23 protein-coding genes are annotated in these 21767 nt (G+C 69.7%); 16 read left to right on the forward strand and 7 right to left on the reverse strand.

The window, feature by feature from the left end; genetic code table 11:
* Positions 1–35: 35 nt before the first annotated feature.
* Positions 36–2087, reverse strand: coding sequence for a methionine--tRNA ligase (gene metG, locus KA711_15830; protein ID MCM0610438.1), 2052 nt, complete (start codon positions 2085–2087; stop codon positions 36–38).
* 60 nt (positions 2088–2147) lie between these two features.
* Here metG and KA711_15835 point away from each other — a divergent pair, with 60 nt between their 5' ends.
* From KA711_15835 to KA711_15865, 7 genes are all read left to right on the forward strand, one after another.
* Positions 2148–2597: a hypothetical protein gene (locus KA711_15835; GenBank protein MCM0610439.1), complete on the forward strand. Its 450-nt coding sequence runs from the start codon at positions 2148–2150 to the stop codon at positions 2595–2597.
* 112 nt (positions 2598–2709) lie between these two features.
* Positions 2710–3813 carry an iron-sulfur cluster carrier protein ApbC gene (apbC, locus tag KA711_15840; GenBank protein ID MCM0610440.1) on the forward strand — a complete coding sequence of 368 codons (1104 nt, stop codon included), beginning with the start codon at positions 2710–2712 and terminating at the stop codon, positions 3811–3813.
* 130 nt (positions 3814–3943) lie between these two features.
* Complete coding sequence (locus KA711_15845) at positions 3944–5458, forward strand: AMP-binding protein (GenBank protein MCM0610441.1); 1515 nt, start codon at positions 3944–3946, stop codon at positions 5456–5458.
* A 209-nt stretch (positions 5459–5667) separates the two neighbouring features.
* Positions 5668–6657 carry a tripartite tricarboxylate transporter substrate binding protein gene (locus tag KA711_15850; protein MCM0610442.1) on the forward strand — a complete coding sequence of 330 codons (990 nt, stop codon included), beginning with the start codon at positions 5668–5670 and terminating at the stop codon, positions 6655–6657.
* An 8-nt stretch (positions 6658–6665) separates the two neighbouring features.
* On the forward strand, positions 6666–7160 hold the full coding sequence (locus KA711_15855) for a tripartite tricarboxylate transporter TctB family protein (GenBank protein ID MCM0610443.1): 495 nt from the start codon (positions 6666–6668) through the stop codon (positions 7158–7160).
* A 33-nt stretch (positions 7161–7193) separates the two neighbouring features.
* Entirely contained in the window at positions 7194–8705 is a 1512-nt protein-coding gene (locus KA711_15860; protein ID MCM0610444.1) for a tripartite tricarboxylate transporter permease, read from the forward strand.
* Between the two features lie 25 nt (positions 8706–8730).
* Entirely contained in the window at positions 8731–9738 is a 1008-nt protein-coding gene (locus KA711_15865) for a 2-dehydropantoate 2-reductase (protein ID MCM0610445.1), read from the forward strand.
* Here KA711_15865 and mobA read toward each other — a convergent pair whose 3' ends face one another.
* Positions 9739–10329 carry a molybdenum cofactor guanylyltransferase gene (gene mobA, locus KA711_15870; GenBank protein MCM0610446.1) on the reverse strand — a complete coding sequence of 197 codons (591 nt, stop codon included), beginning with the start codon at positions 10327–10329 and terminating at the stop codon, positions 9739–9741.
* A gap of 11 nt (positions 10330–10340) precedes the next feature.
* A complete protein-coding gene (locus tag KA711_15875) occupies positions 10341–10874 on the reverse strand; it encodes a DUF962 domain-containing protein (protein ID MCM0610447.1) in 534 nt (177 codons plus the stop codon).
* A gap of 97 nt (positions 10875–10971) precedes the next feature.
* Here KA711_15875 and KA711_15880 point away from each other — a divergent pair, with 97 nt between their 5' ends.
* The 6 genes from KA711_15880 to KA711_15905 all read left to right on the forward strand — a co-directional run bounded on the left by KA711_15880 (position 10972) and on the right by KA711_15905 (position 15549).
* Complete coding sequence (locus KA711_15880) at positions 10972–11541, forward strand: dCTP deaminase (GenBank protein ID MCM0610448.1); 570 nt, start codon at positions 10972–10974, stop codon at positions 11539–11541.
* A 154-nt stretch (positions 11542–11695) separates the two neighbouring features.
* Positions 11696–11935 (forward strand): hypothetical protein, encoded by a 240-nt coding sequence (locus KA711_15885; protein ID MCM0610449.1) that lies wholly within the window; start codon positions 11696–11698, stop codon positions 11933–11935.
* Positions 11936–12013: 78 nt separating this feature from the next.
* Positions 12014–12181 (forward strand): hypothetical protein, encoded by a 168-nt coding sequence (locus KA711_15890; protein ID MCM0610450.1) that lies wholly within the window; start codon positions 12014–12016, stop codon positions 12179–12181.
* Between the two features lie 113 nt (positions 12182–12294).
* Positions 12295–13971 (forward strand): hypothetical protein, encoded by a 1677-nt coding sequence (locus KA711_15895; GenBank protein ID MCM0610451.1) that lies wholly within the window; start codon positions 12295–12297, stop codon positions 13969–13971.
* Positions 13972–14094: 123 nt separating this feature from the next.
* Positions 14095–14859 carry a sulfite exporter TauE/SafE family protein gene (locus KA711_15900; protein ID MCM0610452.1) on the forward strand — a complete coding sequence of 255 codons (765 nt, stop codon included), beginning with the start codon at positions 14095–14097 and terminating at the stop codon, positions 14857–14859.
* 294 nt (positions 14860–15153) lie between these two features.
* Positions 15154–15549, forward strand: coding sequence for a hypothetical protein (locus KA711_15905; GenBank protein MCM0610453.1), 396 nt, complete (start codon positions 15154–15156; stop codon positions 15547–15549).
* Here the strand turns inward: KA711_15905 and KA711_15910 are convergent, their stop codons facing one another.
* The 3 genes from KA711_15910 to KA711_15920 are packed head-to-tail and all read right to left on the reverse strand — an operon-like array spanning position 15550 to position 18394.
* Positions 15550–16203, reverse strand: a complete 654-nt coding sequence (locus tag KA711_15910) for a pyridoxamine 5'-phosphate oxidase family protein (GenBank protein ID MCM0610454.1) — start codon at positions 16201–16203, stop codon at positions 15550–15552.
* A gap of 32 nt (positions 16204–16235) precedes the next feature.
* Positions 16236–17168 (reverse strand): ornithine carbamoyltransferase, encoded by a 933-nt coding sequence (gene argF / locus KA711_15915; GenBank protein MCM0610455.1) that lies wholly within the window; start codon positions 17166–17168, stop codon positions 16236–16238.
* 8 nt (positions 17169–17176) lie between these two features.
* Positions 17177–18394 carry an aspartate aminotransferase family protein gene (locus KA711_15920; protein MCM0610456.1) on the reverse strand — a complete coding sequence of 406 codons (1218 nt, stop codon included), beginning with the start codon at positions 18392–18394 and terminating at the stop codon, positions 17177–17179.
* A 148-nt stretch (positions 18395–18542) separates the two neighbouring features.
* Here KA711_15920 and KA711_15925 point away from each other — a divergent pair, with 148 nt between their 5' ends.
* A complete protein-coding gene (locus tag KA711_15925) occupies positions 18543–18848 on the forward strand; it encodes a DUF3579 domain-containing protein (protein MCM0610457.1) in 306 nt (101 codons plus the stop codon).
* A 61-nt stretch (positions 18849–18909) separates the two neighbouring features.
* On the opposite strand, the gene rpsT is transcribed toward KA711_15925, so the two are convergent.
* Entirely contained in the window at positions 18910–19212 is a 303-nt protein-coding gene (gene rpsT, locus KA711_15930; GenBank protein MCM0610458.1) for a 30S ribosomal protein S20, read from the reverse strand.
* 125 nt (positions 19213–19337) lie between these two features.
* Between rpsT and murJ the strand changes: the two genes are divergently transcribed.
* Complete coding sequence (gene murJ / locus KA711_15935; protein ID MCM0610459.1) at positions 19338–20894, forward strand: murein biosynthesis integral membrane protein MurJ; 1557 nt, start codon at positions 19338–19340, stop codon at positions 20892–20894.
* A 29-nt stretch (positions 20895–20923) separates the two neighbouring features.
* Complete coding sequence (locus KA711_15940; protein MCM0610460.1) at positions 20924–21766, forward strand: tetratricopeptide repeat protein; 843 nt, start codon at positions 20924–20926, stop codon at positions 21764–21766.
* Position 21767: the final 1 nt, after the last annotated feature.

Genomic DNA, 21767 nt, shown 5'->3' on the forward strand with positions numbered 1-21767 from the left:
TGCGCGGGCCTGACGCGGCGCAAGCCGCGCTCGAATCAGCGCACGCGCATGCCGGGCTGCGCGAGGGCCCAGGGTTCGAGCAGGTAGATGCCCGGTGCGGCCTTCTCGTCCGCGTGGCTCGCGGCCAGCACCATGCCCTCGCTGACGCCGAACTTCATCTTGCGCGGCGCGAGGTTGGCCACCACCACCGTGAGCTTGCCGGCCAGATGTTCTGGCGGGTAGTTGGCGGCGATGCCCGAGAACACGTTGCGCGTGCGACCCTCGCCGACGTCCAGCGTCAGGCGCAGAAGCTTGGAGCTACCTTCCACCGGCTCGGCGACCACGATGCGGGCGATGCGCAGATCGATCTTGGTGAAGTCGCCGATGGCGATCTCGGGCGCGATGGCCTCGCCCCCGGGCAGGTGGGCGGCGGTGGGCGCGGAGGCGGCGGGCGCCTCGAACAGCGCCTCCACCTTGGCCAGGTCCACGCGCTGCATCAGGTGCTGCCAGCTGCCAACGCCGTGTGCGCCCATCGAGCGCTGCGCGTCGGCCCACTGCAGCGGGGCCACCTGCAGGAAGGCCTCGACCTTGGCCGCCAGCGCCGGCAGCACCGGCTTGAGGTACACCGTCAGTACGCGGAAGGCCTCCAGGCACACGGTGCACACGTCGTGCAGGGCCGCGTCCATGCCGGGCTGCTTGGCGAGCTCCCAGGGCTTGCGCTGGTCGACGTACTCGTTGACGCGGTCGGCCAGCAGCATGACCTCGCGCAGCGCCTTGCCGAACTCGCGGCTGTCGTACAGGTTGACCACCGTGTCGGCGTGCACCCGCAGGCCATCGAGCAGCGCGCGGCCTTCCACGCCGACATCGGCACTGAGCCGGCCGCCGAAGCGCTTGGCCATGAAGCCCGCCGCGCGGCTGGCGATGTTGACGTATTTGCCCACGAGATCGCTGTTGACGCGGGCGACGAAGTCCTCGGGGTTGAAGTCGAGGTCCTCGACCCGCGCGTTGAGCTTGGCGGCGATGTAGTAGCGCAGCCACTCGGCATCGAGCCCGAGTTCGAGCCAACGAGCCGGGCTGATGCCGGTGCCGCGGCTCTTGCTCATCTTCTCGCCGCTCACAGTGAGGTGACCGTGCACGTAGACGCGGTCTGGCACCTTGCGGCCGCTGAACTTGAGCATCGCCGGCCAGAAGAGGGTGTGGAAGGTGACGATGTCCTTGCCGATGAAGTGCACCTGCTCAATCGCCGGGTCGGCCAGGTAGGCGTCGAGCTCAAGCCCTGCCTGAGCCAGGTGCGCCTGCAGCGAGGCCAGGTAACCCACGGGCGCGTCGAGCCAGACGTAGAAGTACTTGCCCGGCGCGTCGGGGATCTCGATGCCGAAGTAGGGCGCGTCGCGGCTGATGTCCCAGTCGCCCAGGCTCACACGGCCTTCCTCGTCGCGCTTGAACCACTCGCGCACCTTGTTGGCCACCTCGGGCTGCAGGCGGCCGTCCTGCGTCCAGGCTTCGAGGAAGGCCACGCAGCGTGGGTCCGACAGCTTGAAGAAAAAGTGCTCGCTGGTGCGCAGCACAGGCGTGGCGCCACTGAGCGCCGAGTACGGGTTCTTCAGCTCGAGGGGCTGGTACACGGCGCCGCAGACCTCGCAGTTGTCGCCGTACTGGTCCTTCGCGCCGCAGTTCGGGCACTCGCCCTTGACGAAGCGGTCAGCCAGGAACATGCCTTTGTCGGGGTCGAAGAACTGCTCGATGGCGCGCGATTCGATCAGCCCGGCCTCGCGCAGCGCCAGGTAGATGCTCTTGGCCAGGGCATGGTTCTCGGGTGCGTCGGTGCTGTGCCAGTGGTCGAAGGCGATGTGGAAGCCGTCGAGCATGGGCTTGCGCGTGGCTGCCACGCCGGCCACGAACTGCTGCGGCGTCAGGCCCGCCTTCTCGGCGGCGATCATGATCGGCGCGCCGTGGGTGTCGTCGGCGCAGACGAAGTGCACCTCGTGCCCGCGCATGCGCTGCAGCCGCACCCAGGTGTCGGCCTGGATGTACTCCATGATGTGGCCGATGTGGAACGGGCCGTTGGCGTAAGGCAGGGCGGTGGTGACAAAGAGTCGGCGAGTCATGGTGGAATTCTAGGAGCGGGGGTCGGCTCCGTCCTTTCTTGCCCATGACATCCTTCGCCCATGCGCCAGCCCCTCATTGCTCCGCTGCTCCTTGCTCTGGCATCGTCTGCTGCCCTTGCCGACCCCGACGCTGTGCGCCGTTGTCGCGCGCTCCCTGTCGACAAGGCGCGACTGGCCTGCTACGACGCGATCGTGCTGCCGGCCGCCGCCGTCGGCGGGGAGGCTGCCTGGACAGCGGCCAGCGGCGTGGCCGCTTCGCGTTTTGGGTTTTCGGAGATACCCGATGCCGCCGAACGCGTCGAGAGCCGGATCGTCGGCCGCTTCGAGGGCTGGAACCCACGCGATCACATCCGGCTCGCCAACGGCCAGGTGTGGCAGGTCGCCGACGACAGCCGTGGCGTGTATTGGCTCGACAGCCCACGAGCCGTCGTGCGCCGTGGCGCCCTGGGCAGCTTTGTGCTCGAGATTGAGGGCGCGCGTTCGTTCGTCCGGGTGCGTCGGGTCGAGTGAGTGCCGCTGAGCGCCCCCAGGGCCGCGCTGCACCCAGCCCGCCCGCGTCGCCAGCAGGGGCGGGCGGCGCCGATAGACTGCGCTCCCTCCGCCGTCCAACCGCCTCACCCGCATGACCGCCCCCACCCAAGCCGACCTGCAGGCCGCCCTGGCCACCGTGATCGACCCGGCCACCGGCCAGCCGCTGGTGCAGCCCAGGGCGCTGAAGAACCTGCGCATCGTCGGCGGCGAGGTGGCCTTCGAGCTTGAGATCGGCTACCCGGCGCGCAGCCGCCACGCCGAGATGCGCGAGTCGCTGGCCGCGGCCGCGCGCACGGTGCCGGGCGTCACGATGGTGCGAGCCGAGATCGTCACGCGCATCGCCGCTCATGCCGTGCAGCGCGGCGTGCAGCTGCTGCCAGGCGTGAAGAACGTGATCGCCGTGGCTTCGGGCAAGGGGGGCGTCGGCAAGAGCACCACCACCGTCAACCTGGCGCTGGCGCTGGCCGCCGAGGGCGCGCGGGTGGGCATCCTCGATGCCGACATCTACGGCCCCAGCCAGCCCACCATGCTGGGCCTGGCCGGGCCCGAGCACCGGCCCGAGAGCGAGGACGGCAAGACCATGAAGCCGCTCGAGGCGCACGGGGTGCAGGTCATGAGCATCGGTTTCATGATCGAGCCCGACCAGGCCATGATCTGGCGCGGCCCGATGGCCACCCAGGCGCTCGATCAGCTGCTGCGCCAGACGAATTGGGCCGACCTGGACTACCTGCTCGTTGACATGCCGCCCGGCACTGGTGACATCGCGCTCACGCTGAGCCAGCGTGTGCCGCTCACGGGCGCGGTGATCGTGACGACGCCGCAGGACATCGCGCTGATCGACGCGAAGAAGGGCCTGAAGATGTTCGAGAAGGTGGGCGTGCCCATCCTCGGCATCGTCGAGAACATGGCCGTGTACTGCTGCCCCAACTGCGGCCACTCCGAGCACGTCTTCGGGGCCGATGGTGGCAAGCGCATGGCCGAGCAGTACGGCGTCGAGCACCTGGGCTCGCTGCCACTGGCGCTGAGCATCCGCGAGCAGGCCGACAGCGGCCGGCCCACGGTGGCGGCCGAGCCGGCCGGCGAGATCTCGGCGCTGTACACGGCCGTGGCGCGCCGCTTGGCCCTGCGCATCGCCCAGAAGGCGCGTGACTTCACCGCCAAGTTCCCCACCATCACGGTGTCAAAAGGCACCTGAAGCTCGCCGAAACGCCGGACCTGCGGGTTCTGGACATCAGTTTTTACCCTTAGAGGTGGCGCCCGGGCAACCCGGAGCCGGGGTACACCTGAGATGATGGGTTTCTGTCCAAGACAAATACAGACACACCATGCTCCAGGCCCTGAAACCGCTGCTCGCCGCCGGTTCCGAAGAGGCTCCCGCGCTTGGCGCGCCCGGGCGACGGGCGCTGAGCTTCGGCGAACTGCGCGCGCTGATCGTGCGGACCTTGGCAGCGCTCAATGGTGCCGGCGTCGGCCGCAACGACGCCGTGGCGATCGTGCTGCCCAATGGCCCGGAGATGGCGGCCTGTTACATGGCCTGCGCCAGCGGCGTGACGAGTGCGCCGCTGAACCCGGCCTACCGGGCCGACGAGTTCGAGTTCTACCTCTCTGACCTGCAGGCCAGGGCGCTGATCGTGGAACGCGGCAGCGTCTCGCCGGCCATGGAGGTGGCGCAGAAACTGGGTGTGCGCCTGATCGAGCTGGTGCCGCGCCCCGACGGCGGTGCAGGCGATTTCGACCTCGACCTTGCGCAGGGCGAGCCCGTTGCGCGTGGCGGCGACGCACAAGCCACCGACGTCTCGATGGTGCTGCACACCTCGGGCACCACGTCACGGCCGAAGATCGTGCCGCTGACCCAGGCCAACCTGGCCGCTTCGGCACAGAACATCGCGGCCACGCTCGGGTTCACGGCTGCCGACCGTGGGCTCAACATCATGCCGCTGTTCCACATCCACGGCCTCATTGCCGGGGTGCTGGCGCCGCTGTCGGCGGGCTCCTTCGTGTTCTGCACGCCGGGCTTCAACGCCCTCAAGTTCTTCGGCTGGATGGACGAGGCGGCGCCGACTTGGTTCACTGCCGTGCCCACCATGCACCAGGCCATCCTCTCGCGTGCCTCCAAGAGCCAGGACGTGATCGCGCGGCACCCGTTGCGCTTCATGCGTTCGTCGAGCTCGAGCATGCCGCCACAGGTCATCAAGGAGGCCGAGGCGGTGTTCGGTGCACCGCTGGTGGAGTCCTACGGCATGACCGAGGCCACGCACCAGATGGCCAGCAACCCGCTGCCGCCGCGCGCGCGCAAGCCCGGCACCGTGGGTGTGGCCGCCGGCCCCGAGGTGGCCGTCATGGGCGAAGACGGCAGCATCCTGCCGCGCGGCGCGGTGGGCGAGATCGTCATCCGCGGCGCCAACGTCACACCTGGCTACCTGAACAACGACAAGGCCAACGCCGAGGCCTTCGTCAACGGCTGGTTCCGCACCGGCGACCAGGGCCAGATGGACGCCGAGGGCTACCTCAGCATCACCGGGCGCCTGAAGGAGATCATCAACCGCGGCGGCGAGAAGGTCAGCCCGCGCGAGGTCGACGAGATCCTGATGGACCACGCCGCGGTGGCCCAGGTGGTGTGCTTCGGCATGCCGCACCCCAAGCTCGGCGAGGAGGTGGCCGCCGTGGTGGTGCTGCGCGGGGATGCGCAGGCCACCGAGCGCGAGTTGCAGGCGTTTGTTGCCACTCGCGCGGCCGACTTCAAGGTGCCGAAGAAGATCCTCTTCATGGACGAGATCCCCAAGGGCGCGACCGGCAAGCTGCAGCGCATCGGCCTGGCCGCCAAGCTGGGACTCGGCTGAGTCTGCCCCGGCCCCGCAAACCCCACCAGACAGGAGACCCGCCCCACGCCTGATCCGCCGTTCCGTCATCGTCGCCCCACCGCCTGCCCAGGTGGTGCCCCGCAGTTTTTCCATGTGACTTCCCTCTGAATCCAGGAGACGACATGAGCTGTATCGCACCTCGCAAGACCGGCGCCGCACACATCCCCACGACCTTCGTGTCGCACGTGATGCGGTTGACCGCCCCCCTGTTCGCCGCCGCCGTGCTGTGGGCCGCGACCCCGGCCGCCAAGGCCTGGGAGCCGACGAAACCGATCGAGTTCGTGGTGCCGGCCGGCACCGGCGGAGGCGCCGACCAGATGGCGCGCTTCATCCAGGGCGTGGTGGCCAAACACTCGCTGAGCAAGCAGCCCATCGTCGTCGTCAACCGCTCCGGGGGTGCGGGTGCGGAGGGCTTCCTCGACGTCAAGAACGACAAAGGCAACCCGCACAAGATCATCATCACCCTGTCGAACCTGTTCACCACGCCGCTGGCCACGGGTGTGCCGTTCAACTGGCGCGACCTCACGCCGGTGCAGATGCTGGCGCTGGACCAGTTCGTGCTCTGGGTCAACGCCGAGTCGCCGCACCAGACGGCCAAGGCCTACGTCGATGCCGTCAGGGCCGGCGCTGACCGTGCGATGAAGATGGGTGGGACAGGCAGCAAGCAGGAAGACCAGATCATCACCGTGCTGATCGAGAAGGCGGCCGGCAAGAAGATCACCTACATCCCGTTCAAGGGCGGTGGTGACGTGGCCGTCCAACTGGTGGGCCGGCACATCGACAGCACGGTGAACAACCCCATCGAGGCCGAGAGCCACTGGCGGGCGGGCAAGCTGCGGCCGCTGTGCGTGTTCGACGGCAAGCCCATGCCGTACGGCACCAAGCTGACGGCAACGATGGCCTGGAAAGACATCCCGCCCTGCGCCAGCGCAGGGCTGCCGGCCGAGTACCTGATGCTGCGCGGCATCTTCACCACGCCCGGCGCCACGCCCGCGCAGGTGCAGTTCTACCTCGACCTCTTCGCCAAGGTCCGGGCGCTGCCCGAGTGGAAGGAGTTCATGGAGAAGGGCGCGTTCAACCAGACCGCGCTGACAGGCCAGGCCTTCTTCGACTGGCTGGGCCGCAACGAGCAGCAGCACCGCGTCCTGATGCGCGAAGCCGGCTTCCTGGCCCAGTGAGCGGGCCGATGGACAACGCCAAGGAGATCGACACCCACTGGCCTGAAGTGGCGGTGGCCGTCCTGCTGCTGTGCGTCGGCAGTGTGGTCGTGGCCGACAGTCTTCGCGTCGGCATCGGCTGGGCTGACGAAGGGCCGCAGTCTGGCTACTTTCCCTTCTACGTCGGCCTCATCCTCATCGTCAGCAGCGGCTGGGTCCTGATGAGCCAGTTGCTGCGCTGGCGAGCCCGCCGCGGTGAGGCTTTCTGCACGCGCGAGCAGGCGGCCCTCGTCTGGGCCATGTTGTGGCCCATCGTCGTGTACGTGGCGCTGATCCAGGTGCTGGGCATCTACCTCGCCTCGGCGCTGCTGATCGGCTACTTCATGGCGCGGCACGGTCGCTACCGTTGGGTGCTCACCGTGCCCGTGGCCGTGGGCGTGCCGCTGGTGTTCTTCATCGTGTTCGAGCGCTGGTTTCTGGTGCCGCTGGCCAAGGGGCCGCTTGAGCGGCTCCTGGGCCTCTGATCGTTTCCGTCCCAACCTTCCAGAAAGCGCCCGATGCAAGAACTCGCGAACCTCGCGAACGGCTTCGCCGTGGCCGCCACGCTGCCCAACCTGGGCTTCATGCTGATCGGCATCACCCTCGGGGTGCTGATCGGCGTGCTGCCCGGGCTGGGCGGCGCCAACGGCATCGCCATCCTGCTGCCGCTGACCTTCGGCATGAACCCCACCTCGGCAATCATCATGCTGAGCTGCATCTACTGGGGAGCCTTGTTCGGCGGCGCCATCACGTCCATCCTGTTCAACATCCCAGGCGAGCCCTGGAGCGTGGCCACCACCTTCGACGGCCACCCGATGGCGCAGCAGGGCAGGGCGGCGCAGGCACTGACCGCGGCCTTCACCAGCAGCTTCGTCGGCGCGCTGCTGGCGGTGGTGCTGATCACGCTGCTGGCACCGCTGCTGGCGCAGTTCGCGCTGAAGTTCGGGCCGGCGGAGTTCTTCGCGGTGCAGCTGCTCACGTTCTGCAGCTTCGTCGGCATGAGCAAGGAGCCCGCGGCCAAGGTGCTGGCGGCCATGATGCTGGGCTTCGCGCTGGCCGCCGTGGGTATGGACGCCGTGACGGGTCAGCTGCGCATGACCTTCGGCCAGACCGAGCTGCTCAAGGGCTTCGACTTCCTGATCGCGGTGATCGGCCTGTTCGGCATCGGCGAGATCCTGCTCACGATGGAAGAGGGCCTGGCCTTCAAGGGCAAAAGCGCCAAGATCCGCTTCGGCGAGGTGCTCGAGACCTGGAAGGGCATGCTGCGCTACTGGAAGACCTTCCTGCGCAGCACGGCGGTGGGCTGCTGGATGGGCATCACGCCGGGTGGTGCGACGCCGGCCTCGTTCATGAGCTACGGCATGGCGCGCCGCTTCAGCAAGAACCCGCAGGGCTTCGGCAAGGGCGACATCGAGGGCGTGATCGCGCCCGAGACCGCGGCGCACGCCGCCGGCACCAGTGCGTTGCTGCCCATGCTCACCTTGGGCATCCCCGGCTCGCCCACCGCGGCGGTGCTTCTGGGCGGGCTGCTGATCTGGGGTCTGCAGCCCGGGCCCATGCTTTTCGTTGAGCAGAAGGATTTCGTCTGGGGCCTGATTGCCAGCATGTACCTGGGCAACATCGTAGGCCTGATCGTCGTGCTGACCACCGTGCCCTGGTGGGCGGCCATCCTGCGCATCCCGTTCGCGGTGATCGCGCCGGTGATCATCGTCATCTGCGCCATCGGCGCCTACACCGTCAACAGCTCGATGTTCGATGTCTGGAGCATGCTGGTCTTTGGCGTGCTGGGCTACTTCTTCAAGAAGCTCAAGTACCCGCTGGCGCCGCTGGTGCTGGCCCTGGTGCTGGGCGACATGGCCGAGGCCAGCTTCCGGCAGGCCATGCTGCTGTCACAGGGCTCGCTGTCGATCTTCTGGAGCAACGGCCTGGTGGGCAGCATCTTCGCGCTGGCCATGGTGCTGCTGCTGTGGCCGCTGTGGGGCAAGGCGAAGTCGATGCTTCGCGCGCGCGAGCTGGCGGCCGGTGGTTGAACACGGCCAAGGAGATCCCAGGAACATGAAGATCACGGTCGTGGGCGCCGGTGCCATCGGCGGCTATCTGGGCACGAGGCTGGCGCTGGCCGGCGAGGACGTCACCTTCATCGCGCGGCGGCGCAACCTGGCGGCGATCAATGCCGACGGCTTCCGCCTCGTGCTCGAAGACGGCACGCAGGAACACGCCAGGACCGTGCGAGCCCTTGAGCGCATGACCGAGGCCGGGCCGCAGGACGTGGTGTTTCTGACGCTGAAGGCCCACCAGCTGCGCGAGGTGGTCGACGAGCTTCCGGCCCTGTACGGCCCCGACACGGTGGTCGTGAGCATGGTCAACGGCGTCCCCTGGTGGTACTTCCATGCGCTGGGCGGCCCCCACGAGGGCCGCGCGGTCACGCGGGTGGACCCCGATGGCGCCATTGCCCGTGCCATCCCGGCCGAGCGCGTGATCGGCAGCGTGGTCTACCCCGCGGCCGAGCTGGTGGCGCCCGGGCTCGTGAAGCTCGTCGAGGGCAACCGCTTCACCGTGGGCGAGCCCAGCAACGAGCGCACGCCGCGCGTGGAGGCGCTGAGCCAGGCGCTGATGAAGGCCGGCTTCAAGGCGCCGGTGTCGCGCGACATCCGCAGCGAGCTCTGGATCAAGCTCTGGGGCAACCTGAGCTTCAACCCGATCAGCGCGCTCACCCACGCCACGCTGGAGGACATCTGCCGCTTCGCGCCCACGCGCGAGCTGGCGCGCCGCATGATGGCCGAGGGCCAGGCCGTGGCCGAGATGCTGGGTGTTCGCTTCAAGATCACGCTGGAGCAGCGGCTGGCCGGTGCCGAGGCCGTGGGCGCGCACAAGACGAGCATGCTGCAGGACGTCGAGGCCGGCCGCGAGCTGGAGCTTGAGGCGCTGGTGGGCGCGGTCGTCGAGCTCGGCCAGATCGCCGGCGTGGCCACGCCCACGATCGACGCCGTTTACGCGGCCACGAAGCTGCTCGAGCAGAGTTTGCTCGGAGCGCGCGGCCGGCTCGCCGTCCAGCGCGGCTGATCAGCCCGCGGCCGGCTGCAGGCGGGCCAGGTCGTCGGGCGTGTCGGCGTCGGCGAAGGCCGGCGCGTCATCGAACACCACCACGGCCGCACCCTGGGCGTGGGCGAAGCGCGCCACGCCGCGTTCGCCCAGTGCCAGCGCGGCGGCCAGCGGCGCAGCCAGGCGGCGGTGGAGCAGCGCGAACACCGGTTGCGGGCCGTCGGCGGTGGCGGCGATGGCCAGCGGTGCCCTGCCCACCGTGGCGGCCAGTCGGGCGGCCAGATCGGCGGGAAACCGGGGGGTGTCGCAGGGCACGCTCAGCAGCCACTCGGTGGGTGCGCGCTGCAGGCCGGCCAGCCAGCCGGCCAGCGGGCCGAGCTGGGCCGTCGTCTCGTCGCGCCATATCGGTCGGCCGAACGCGGCGTAGCGATCGAAGGCGCGATTGGCGTTCAGGGCGACGGCGGCCACCTGGGGCTCCAGCCGCGCCAGCACGGCGTGGAGCAGCGTGCCGCCCATCCAGGGCAGCAAGGCCTTCTCGACACCGCCCATGCGGCGTCCCAGACCACCGCAGAGCACGAGACCGGTGATCGCCTCGCGCGGCGGCGCCGTCATCGATGGCGGAATCAGCGCGTGGCCGGGTGCGCCAGGTCGCGCAGCAGTGTCGGGCCGGCGATGCGCTCGACCTCGGCCATCAGGCCCTTGAAGAAGCCGGCCGGCGCGAGCAGTTCCAGCAGCACGAACATCGGCGCCACGAACAGGCCCACCAGATCGTCGACGAAGGCCGGCTTGCGGCCCTCGTAGTAGTGACCCACAAACTGGATCACCCAGCCCAAGGCGAAGAAGCCCAGGCCCCAGGCCCACCAGACGCCCTCGAGGGCGTGAGCCGCCGCGGCCAGCGCCACCCAAACGGCGCTCGTGAGCAGGCCCAGGGCCAGCTCGCCGCGGCTCAGCGTCCAGGCGATCACCACCGCCAGCAGCAGCCAGGCCGGCGACAGCGCCAGGCCTGCGAGTTCGAAGCCAGGGCGCGACAGCAGCACCAGGGCGCCGAACATGATCATCGGCACGCCGACGAGATGCGTAGCGATGTTGCGGCGGTCGCGGTGGTAGTCGGCGTACTGGGCGAGCAGCGTCAGGGCGGGGCGGAAGGGGCTGGCCATGGTGGGGGCACTCCTCGCGGCTTTGGCCGCGTCATGGGCGGACTCTAGCGCGCGGGGCCCGCTCCTAGAATCCGCGGCAACATCCTGGGGGAGCGTCTTGAGCATCAAGAGCGACAAGTGGATCCGCCGCATGGCGGAGCAGCACGGCATGATCGACCCCTTCGAGCCAGGCCAGGTGCGCTTTGCCGCCGACGGCCACAAGATCGTGAGCTACGGCACCAGCAGCTACGGCTACGACATCCGCTGCGCGCCCGAGTTCAAGGTCTTCACCAACATCCACAGCACGGTGGTGGACCCGAAGAACTTCGACGAGAAGAGCTTCGTCGACATCGAGGCGCCGGTGTGCATCATCCCGCCCAACAGCTTTGCGCTGGCGCGCACGGTGGAGTACTTCCGCATCCCGCGCAACGTGCTGACCATCTGCCTGGGCAAGAGCACCTACGCGCGCTGCGGGATCATCGTCAACGTCACCCCTTTTGAACCCGAGTGGGAGGGCTACGTGACGCTGGAGTTCAGCAACACCACGCCGCTGCCGGCCAAGATCTACGCGGGCGAAGGTTGTGCGCAGGTGCTCTTCTTCGAGAGCGACGAGGTCTGCGAGACCAGCTACAAGGACCGTGGCGGCAAGTACCAGGGGCAACGCGGGGTGACGCTGCCCAAGACCTGAGGCCGGGTGCCTGCACGCCGGAGAACGGGCCGGTTTGCCCCTTGCTTTCGGGTTTCGGGCCGACTCCGGTGCACGGAGACTGTGCTTCCAAGGCCGGCGGTCCCGCCGGCAGCCGAGGAGCCCGATGCAAGCCCACGCCTCTCCCGATTGTTCGATGGTCGCCGCCCCGCTGGTGCCGCTGTGGGCCCCGGTGCGGCTGGAACTGCTGCGTGAGCTGAGCACCTGGATGGCGCTGGACGGCCGACGGGTGAGCCTGCCCCGGCTGTGCGTGGACCGCGTCTACGCGCTCGACGTGCTGGCACAGGCGCACGCCAGCGACCTGGACCCACTGCGGGAGCTGGCGGTGACGCTTTTCGCCGCCCTTGAGCGGCCGGCCACGGTTCCCACGCACTGAGGGGGCGTCGGCCTCCTGGGCGGCGGCTTTGTGGCCTAATCGTGGGCTTTGTCCGCCACTCACTGGAGCCAGACCGCCATGGGCAACAAGATCGTCACCGAAGCCGACCGCAAGGCCACGCCGCGCCCCGTGGCGCCCAAGGGCGTCACCGTCACCACCATCCGCGGTCAGCGCGTGAGCCTGGAGCGCGGCTCGCACACGCGCAGCAAGAAGAACACCGGCAAGCGCGCCAAGTCGGGGGGGTAAACGAGCCCCCAAGCTCGCTCTCGCTCGCTACCCCCCGAGGGGGCCGCCCCGCAGCGGCCCGGCGGAGCCGGATCCGTGCGGGGGAGCTTGGCCAACACCCGCGGAGGGCCGCCATGCTGCGCATCACCGAACTCCGCCTGCCGCTCGACCACCCCGAGCCCGCGCTGCGTGAGGCGGTGCGGGCGCGGCTGAAGCTGCCCGACGCGTCGATCGGCGACATCCACGTCTTCCGCCGCGGCTACGACGCGCGGCGCAAGTCCGACATCCAGCTCGTCTACACGCTCGACGTTGCGCTCGCCCCCGGCGTCGACGAACCGGCGATGCTGGCGCGCGCCGCGGGCGACCCGCACCTGCGCCCCGCACCCGACACCCGCTACCGTGTTGTCGGCCAGGCCGCACCGGGCTCGCGCGCGGGCCGCCTGCGGCCCGTGGTGGTGGGCTTCGGCCCCTGCGGCCTGTTCGCGGCGCTGATCCTGGCCCAGATGGGCCTGGCGCCGCTGGTGCTGGAGCGCGGCAAGGACGTGCGCCGCCGCACGCAGGACACCTGGGGTCTGTGGCGCCGCAGCGTGCTCGACCCCACAAGCAACGTGCAGTTTGGCGAGGGCGGCGCCGGCACTTTCAGCGACGGCAAGCTCTGGAGTCAGATCTCCGACCCGCGCCACCTCACGCGCAAGGTGCTCACCGAGTTCGTCAAGGCCGGCGCGCCGGAGGAGATCCTCGTCGTCAGCAAGCCGCACGTCGGCACCTTCCGGCTGGTGAGCATGATCGAGAAGATGCGCACCGAGATCGAGCGCCTCGGCGGCAGCATCCGCTTCGAGCAGCAGGTCACCGACCTGCACATCGAGGCCGGCGCGCTGCGCGGCCTCACGCTGGCCAGCGGCGAGCAGATCGACTGCGAGCACCTCGTGCTGGCGCTGGGCCACAGTGCACGCGACACCTTCGAGATGTTGCAGCAGCGCGGCGTGTTCCTGGAGGCGAAGCCGTTCTCGGTGGGCTTCCGAGTCGAGCACCCGCAGGGCCTGATTGACCGCGCGCGCTTCGGCCCCCGAGCCGGCCACCCGCTCCTGGGCGCGGCCGACTACAAGCTCGTGCACCACGCGAAGAACGGCCGCAGCGTCTACAGCTTCTGCATGTGCCCGGGCGGCACCGTGGTGGCCGCGACCTCCGAGCCAGGCCGCGTGGTCACCAACGGCATGAGCCAGTACAGCCGTGCCGAACGCAACGCCAACGCCGGCATCGTGGTGGGCATCAACCCCGAAGACTACCGCCAGGCGCCCGGCCGCGGCCCCGTGAACCCGCTGGATGGCGTCGCATTCCAGCGCATTTGGGAGAGCCGCGCCTTCGAGTTGGGTGAGGGCGGCTACAAGGCCCCGGGGCAACTCTTGGGCGACTTCATCAAGCGCCAGCGCTCGCGCGTCCTGGGTGAGGTCGAGCCTTCGTACAGGCCGGGCGTCACGCTCACCGACCTAGGGGCGCAGGGCCTGCCCAGCCTGCCGGGCTACGTGCTCGATGCCATCCGCGAGGCGCTTCCGGCCTTCGAGCGCCAGATCGCCGGGTTCTCGCGGCCTGATGCTGTGCTGACGGGCGTGGAGACGCGCACCTCGTCGCCGCTGCGCATCCGGCGTGGGCCGGACTACCAGAGCGTCAACGTGCGCGGCCTGTATCCGGCCGGCGAGGGTGCCGGCTACGCGGGCGGCATCATGTCGGCCGGCGTGGATGGCATCGAAGTGGCCGAGGCGATGGGCCGCGCACTGCTGGGCGCCGAGGTACAGCCACCCGCAGGGGCTTGACGGGGGTCAAGGCCGATGCGCCGCGCCTGCCGCCCCGCCCCCCGACGACGTCGAACCTGTCCATGACAGCCAGCGCCTTGGGCCCGGCACCTTCACAATGCGGCGCTTTCGCCCGCGCACTGCATGCCATCGGCCTGGCCCTTCATCACCGACCCGTTCTTCTATGCGCTGGCCGTGCCGGCGGTCCTGATCACGGGGCTGTCCAAGAGCGGCTTCGCCAGCGGCTTCGGCTCGCTGGCCACGCCGATGCTGGCGCTGGCCGTGCCGGCGCCACAGGCCGCCGCGGTGATGCTGCCGCTGCTCATCGCGATGGATGCCACCGGCCTGCAGCAGCTGTGGCGCCACCGCGACCGTGCGCTGGTGCGTCGGCTCGTGCCCTGGGGCGTGGTCGGCATCGGCGTCGGCACGCTGATCTTTGGCGTGCTGAGCGACCGCGCCGTGGCCGGGCTGCTGGGCGCGATGACCTTGCTGTTCCTGGCGCAGCGGCTGCTGTGGCCGATCCAACGTCGGGGCGCGCAGGCACCGGCCTGGGCGGCGCCGCTGTGCAGTGCCACCTCGGGCTTCACCAGCTTCGTGGCGCATGCGGGTGGGCCGCCCCTGATGGCCTACGTGCTGCCGCTGAAGCTGGCGCCGGTGGTGGCGAGCGCAACGATGGCGGTGTACTTCGCGGTCATCAACCTGGCGAAGCTCGTGCCCTACGCGGCACTGGGCCTGATGGATCTGCGCAACCTGGCGACGTCGCTGCTGCTGTTGCCGCTGGCGCCGTTGGGGGTGTGGATGGGCGTGTGGCTCGTCAAGCGCACCGACCCGACCTGGTTCTACCGCCTGGCCTATGTGGGCATGGCCGTGGCGGGCCTGAAGCTGCTGTGGGACGGCATCGGCGGCTGAAGCCCGCCGCTAGGAGCGTGGGCGGCAGAAATCCAGCCCCGCGTTGGGCCGACTTCGGGGCCCAGGCCAGGCGCCGCGCGCAGCCCGGGCTGTGCGCCCGGGCCAGCGTGGCAACGCCGCATGGGCCCCGAAATCGGCCCAACCCGAGGGGCCGGGGCGGCCAAAGCCGCTGGCGGGTGTTGCGCCGCTGGCGCGGGCGTCAAGCCCGCGCTGCGCGACGCGCCTACGCCAGTGGCTTTGGCCGCCCCGGCGCGGGGCTGGATTTCTGCCGCCCACACTCCTAGCATCGCCGGCATGGACACCGCCGCCGACACCTTCACCCAGGTCATTCTCGAAACCGGGCCCGACGGGCGCGCGCGCTTTGTCGAACGCCGGGTGCCGCTCACCGAGGGCACGTCGATGTCGCGCCTGAGCGCCGTCATGCCCAGCGGCGGCCTGCAGCTGCGGCGAAGCCCTGCCGGGTTTGCCAGCAGCATGCACTGCACCACACGCCCGCAGTGGCTCTTCGTGCTGGAGGGCCGCATGGAAATCGGCCTGCCCGACGGCAGCATGCGTGTGTTCGGCCCCGGCCAGCACTTCTACTCGGCCGACACGCTGCCACCGGGCGCGGTGTTCGACCCCGCCGTGCACGGCCACTGCAGCCGCGCGCTCGACGATGCGCCGCTGGTGACGGCCTTCGTGCGCAGCTAGTCAGTACAGCGTGCGGGCCTGCCGTGCCGGCAGCTCGGCGTCGTAGGCGGCGCCGTCGATGCGCTGGCCGCTCAGCGCTTGGAGGATGGCACCGGGCGAGGGCAGGGCACCCGGTGCCACGTGCCGGGAGGCGTCCCAGAGCGCCGAGCGCTGGATGGCCCTCGCGCACTGGAAGAACACCGAGCTCACGCGCACCACCAGCACGCTGTGCGCCGGCTTGTCGCCTTCGGCCAGCGCTGCGCACAGGGCCGGCGATGCGCTGATGCGCGCGGTGCCGTTCACGCGCAGCGCCTCGCCGCGCCCGGGCACCAGGAACAGCAGCGCCACGCGCGGATCGCGCGCGATGTTGCGCAGGCTGTCGATGCGCTGGTTGCCGCGGCGATCGGGCAGCAGCAGCGTGTGCGCGTCGGCCACGCGCACGAAGCCGGGGCCGTCGCCGCGTGGCGAGGTGTCCAGGCCCGCCTCACCCACGGTGGCCAGCACCGCAAACGGGGAGGCCTCGATGTAGGGCCGGTACAGCGGGTGAACGTGATCGGCCACCTTGGCCAGCGAGGTGTCGCCGGGGCCGGTGGCGTAGACGCGCCGAAGCGCCGCCTCGTCGGCCAGGTCGTGCGCGGTGTCGGCGGCCAGGCTCAGCAGCCCGGTGGCGTCCATCGCCGCGCTGGGGGCCACCGACGACCGATCCATCAGCCGATCCGGCCGAGCAGCAGATACTCCATCAGCGCCTTCTGCACGTGCATGCGGTTCTCGGCCTCGTCCCAGACCACGCTCTGCGGGCCGTCGATCACCTCGGCGGTGACTTCCTCGCCGCGGTGCGCCGGCAGGCAGTGCATGAAGAGCGCGTCGGGCTGCGCCACGGCCATCATCTCCTCGTCGACGCACCAGTCGACGAAGGCCTTGCGGCGCTCTTCGTTCTCGGCCTCGTAGCCCATGCTCGTCCACACGTCGGTGGTGACGAGGTGCGCGCCCTCGCAGGCCTGCATCGGGTGGTTGAAGACCTTGAAGCAGCCGGTGTCGCGGATGCCGGCCACGGCGGGGTCGACCTCGTAGCCGCTGGGCGTGCTCACGTGCACCGTGAAGCCCAGGGTCTCGGCCGCCTGCAGCCAGGTGTTGGCCATGTTGTTGCCGTCGCCCACCCAGGCCACCACCTTGCCTTCGATCGAGCCGCGGTGCTCGATGTAGGTGAAGATGTCGGCCAGGATCTGGCACGGGTGGTACTCGTTGGTGAGCCCGTTGATCACCGGCACGCGGGAGTGCGCCGCGAAGCGCTCGATCTTGCTCTGTTCGTAGGTGCGGATCATCACCAGGTCGACCATGCGGCTGATCACGCGCGCGCTGTCTTCCACCGGCTCGGCGCGGCCGAGCTGGCTGTCGCCCGTCGTCAGGTGCACGACCGAGCCACCCATCTGGTACATGCCGGCCTCGAAGCTGACGCGCGTGCGCGTGCTGGCCTTCTCGAAGATCATGGCCAGCGTGCGGTCGACCAGCGGCACGTAGCGCTCGTAGTTCTTGAAGCGCGTCTTGATGATGCGGGCGCGCTCCAGCAGGTAGGCGTACTCCTCGGTGCGGAGATCCTTGAACTGCAGGTAGTGGCGGATCAGCGAGGCGCCGGGCTTCATCGGCGCCTTCATCCGTGGGCGAGGAAGTCGCGCACCAGCGGCACCAGGATGGCGGCGACCTGACGTGCCTCGTCGGCGGTCATGATGAGCGGCGGCACGAGGCGGATGACGCTGTCGGCGGTGACGCTGATCATCAGCCCGGCCTCGGCGGCGCGGCCGAGCAGCACGCCACAGGGGCGGTCGAGCTCCAGGCCGATCATCAGACCGGCGCCGCGCAGGTCCTTCACGGTGCCGGAGGCGATCTCGGCGGCCAGGCCCTGGCGAAGCGCGCCCGTGAGCACCTCGCCCACGGCGGCGGCGTTGGCCAGGATGCCGTCCTCCTCCATGATGCGCAGCGTCTCCACGCCGGCGCGCATGGCCAGCGGGTTGCCGCCGAAGGTGGTGCCGTGGTTGCCCGGCCCGAGCACGTTCAGCGCCTTGGGGCCCACGACGATGGCGCCCACCGGCACGCCCGAACCCAGGCCCTTGGCCAGCGGCATCACGTCGGGCTGGATGCCGGCCCACTGGTGGGCGAACCACTTGCCGGTGCGGCCGATGCCGCATTGCACCTCGTCGAGCATCAGCAGCCAGCCGCGCTCGTCGCAGATGCGGCGCAGGCCCTGCAGATGCTCCCAGCGCGCGGGGTTGATCCCACCCTCGCCCTGGATGGTCTCGAGGAACACGGCCACCACGTTGGGGTTCGTCGCGGCCGCCTGCTCGACGGCCGCGAGGTCGTTCAGCGGCACACGCACGAAGCCCTCGACCAGGGGCTCGAAACCCTTCTGGATCTTCGGGTTGCCGGTGGCCGACAGCGTGGCGATGCTGCGCCCGTGGAAAGCCCGCTCATAGACGATGACCTCGGGTCGCGCGATGCCCCGGTCGTGCCCGTACTTGCGTGCGATCTTCAGCGCGCCCTCGTTGGCCTCGAGGCCCGAGTTGCAGAAGAAGGCCGCGCTCAAGCCCGACAGCTCGCACAGCTTGGCGGCGAGCTGCTCCTGCAGCGGGATCTGGTAGTAATTGCAGCAGTGGATCAGGCGCGCGACCTGGTCCTGCAGAGCCGGCACCAGCTTGGGGTGGGCGTGACCCAGCGTGTTGACGGCGATGCCGCCCAGGGCGTCGAGGTAGCGCTTGCCCTCGGTGTCCCAGACCCAGCAGCCTCGGCCGTGCGACAACGCCATCGGCAGGCGGCCGTAGGTGTTCATCACATGCGGCATGGGCCGGGTGACCGCGGGCTCGGGGGCGTTCATCGCGTGGCGCTCCTGGGTGAGTGAGCGCCCGATTCTAGGCGGCGGCCCCGCGGTACCGCGGCGCGCAACCATGCCGATGTTGCATCGCAGCAGGCAAGGCACAATGCGGGCCTGCAGCCGGCGGCCCCGACGGCCTGCGCGGTTCGCGATGACTTTCCAGAAGCCCCGTCAGTTCCACATCCACGGCATCACGCTTGAGGGGCGCACCTTCCGCCCCAGCGACTGGGCCGAGCGCCTGGCCGGCGCAATGAGCAGCTTCCGCCCCGGCGGTGGCGGGGGCGGCATCGGTGCCTACATCGGCTACTCGCCCTATTGCGTGCCGCAGGTGGTGAGCGGCGTGAAATGCGTGCTGGTGAACGAGGCGCTGCGCGACATCGAGCCCATGGCCTGGGAGTTCGTCATGAACTTCGCCCGCGACAACCAGCTGCGGGTCAGCGAGCTCGAGCCGACCTGAGCGGCGTGAGGGCAACAAAAAAGGGCCCGCGCAGGGCCCTTTCGGAGGAGAGGCGACGGCCTCAGGCGGCCAACGCGAGCGCCTTGACCTTGGCGGCCAGACGGCTCTTCAGGCGCGCGGCCTTGTTCTTGTGGAAAACGCCCTTGTCGGCCACCGAATCGATCACGCTCTGCGCAAGCTTGAAGCTGTCACCGGCCTTGGCCTTGTCACCACCCAGCACGGCCTTCTGCACGTTCTTGACCACCGTGCGGAAATGTGAACGCAGCGAGGTGTTGGCGGCGTTGATCTTGACATCCTGCCGCACGCGCTTGCGGCCCGAGGCGATGCGGACGGTCTTCTTCTTGGCTTTGGACGAGGTGGCCATGAACACTGTTTGAAATGACGGGGTTGGCGGGATGCAAAGACCGTCGAGTGTAGCACGGCCCCGGGGAGGCGTCCAGGACGGTGGGCAGGCGTGTCTATACTGCGGCGTTTGACTTCTTGACCCTGGTGAACCTCCTCCGGGCCGCCTCCACCGTCTCGCTGCTGACCCTGCTGTCGCGGGTGTCGGGGCTCGTGCGGGAGCAGTTGATGGCCGCCACCTTCGGCGCCGGCGCCGTGACGGACGCGTTCAACGTCGCGTTTCGCATTCCCAACCTGTTCCGGCGCCTGTTTGCCGAGGGCGCCTTTTCGCAGGCCTTCGTGCCCATCCTGGCCGCCACGCGCGAGCGCGATGGCGACGCCGCCACTCGCACGCTGCTCGACGCCGTGGCCACGGTGTTGGCCTGGGCGCTTCTGGCCACGTGCGCGCTGGGCGTGATCGGCGCGCCCTTGCTGGTGTGGCTGATGGGTTCCGGCCTTGAACGTTTCGACACGGCCGTGGTGCTGACGCGCTGGATGTTCCCTTACATCGGCTTCATGTCGCTGGTGGCGCTGGCAGCCGGCGTGCTGAACACCTGGAAGCGCTTCGCCGTGCCTGCGGCCACGCCGGTGCTGCTGAACCTCAGCGTGATCGGCGCCGCCTGGTGGGGCGCGCCCTGGTTCGAGCGTCAGGGCATCGAGCCCGTCTACGCCCTGGCCGGAGGCGTCATGCTCGGCGGCGTGCTGCAGCTCGGCGCCATGCTCTGGGCGCTCACGCGCCTGGGCATGCTGCCGCGCCTGGCGGGTAGGCCCTCGGGCATCGCGGCGGCTTGGCGTCACCCTGGCGTGCGCCAGGTGCTGCGGCAGATGGCACCGGCACTTCTGGGGGTGTCCGTGGCGCAGATCTCGCTGCTCATCAACACGCAGATCGCGACGCATGTGGCCGTGGGCGCCGTCTCCTGGCTGACCTACGCCGATCGGCTGATGGAGTTCCCGACGGGGCTTCTCGGTGTGGCACTGGGTGTCGTGCTGTTGCCGCAGCTGACCGCGGCGCAGGCCCGCGACGACCGCCTCGCCTTTTCGGCCATGCTCGATTGGGGACTGCGCCTCGTGCTGCTGTTGACGGTGCCCTGCGCACTGGCGCTTCTGCTGTTTCCGCAGGCCTTGGTGGCGGTGCTGTACCACTACGGCCGCTTCGACGCCGAAGACGTTCACATGACCGTACAGGCCCTGCAGGGTTACGGCGCAGGCCTGCTGGGCATCGTCGCGATCAAGGTGCTGGCGCCTGCCTTCTACGCGCGGCAGGACATCCGCACCCCCGTCAAGATCGCCATCGGCGTGCTGATCGCCACGCAGCTGTTGAACTTGGTGCTGGTGCCCTGGCTGGGCCATGCCGGGCTGGCACTGTCCATCGGCCTGGGTGCCTGGATCAACGCGGCGCTGTTGCTGGCTGGACTGCTGCGCCGAGGCGCCTTCCAGCCGCAGCCGGGCTGGCGCCGTTTCGCGCTCCAGGTGCTGGTGGCCAACGTGGTGCTGGGTGCCGCCCTGGCCTGGGCCGCGGGTGCGGTGGACTGGATCGGGTTGCAGGCGCAGTGGGCTCAGCGTGCCGGTGCCGTGGCGGCGGTGCTGGGTGGCGTGACGATGTTGTACGGCGCGACGCTGCTGCTGCTGGGACTGCGCCCGCGGGACTTCCTGCGCCGGGCCTGACCTACACTGGCCCGACCCCCGTTCGCCCCATGCAGCTGCCCCTCGCCCACGACGTCACGCCGCTGGCGTACTTCGCCTCATTGGTGGCCAGCGACGAGGACTTTCCGCTGCTGGAGGCGGCCGTCTCGCTGGCCCAGGATGACGACCCGGGCCTCGACGTCCAGGGTGTGTTGGCCGAGGTCGACGGCTTGGCGCAGCGCGTGAAGGCCCGCCTGCCCGCCGACGCGGCGCCACTGCAGCGCCTGCGGCTGCTCAACCGCTGCTTCTTCGACGAGCTGGGCTTCGGCGGCAACGTCAACGACTATCACGATCGCCGCAACAGCCTGATTCCCGCCGTGCTGGCCACTCGCCGCGGCATTCCCATCTCGCTGGCCGTGCTGTACCAGGAGATCGGCGCGCAGGCGGGGCTCAAGGTGCGCGGCATCTCTTTCCCCGGACACTTCCTCGTCAAGGTTTCGCTGCCGCCCGGCGAGGTGATCGTCGATCCCTTCAGCGGCCATTCGCTCTCACGCGACGAACTTGAACAACGTCTGGCGCCGTTCCGCCGCCGACTGGGCGATCACGAGATGCCCCTGGGACTGTTTCTCGTGGCTGCGGCGCCGCGCGACATCGTCGCGCGCATGCTTCGCAACCTGAAAGAAATCCACCACGCCCACGCCGACTGGCGGCGGCTGGAGCGCGTGCTGGCTCGCCTGGTGATCCTCCTTCCTCAGGATTGGGCCGAGCGCCGCGATCACGCGCTGGCGCTGGCCGAGCTCGGTGCCCGCCGCGAGGCCGCGGCGGCACTGTCCATCTATCTCCACCAATGCCCCGACGCCGACGACGCGGCCGCGCTGGCGCGCCACCTGGCGGCTTGGCAGGCGGCGTCCTGAT

The sequence above is a fragment of the Ideonella sp. WA131b genome (assembly GCA_023657425.1).
Taxonomy (GTDB): Bacteria; Pseudomonadota; Gammaproteobacteria; order Burkholderiales; family Burkholderiaceae_C; genus Rubrivivax.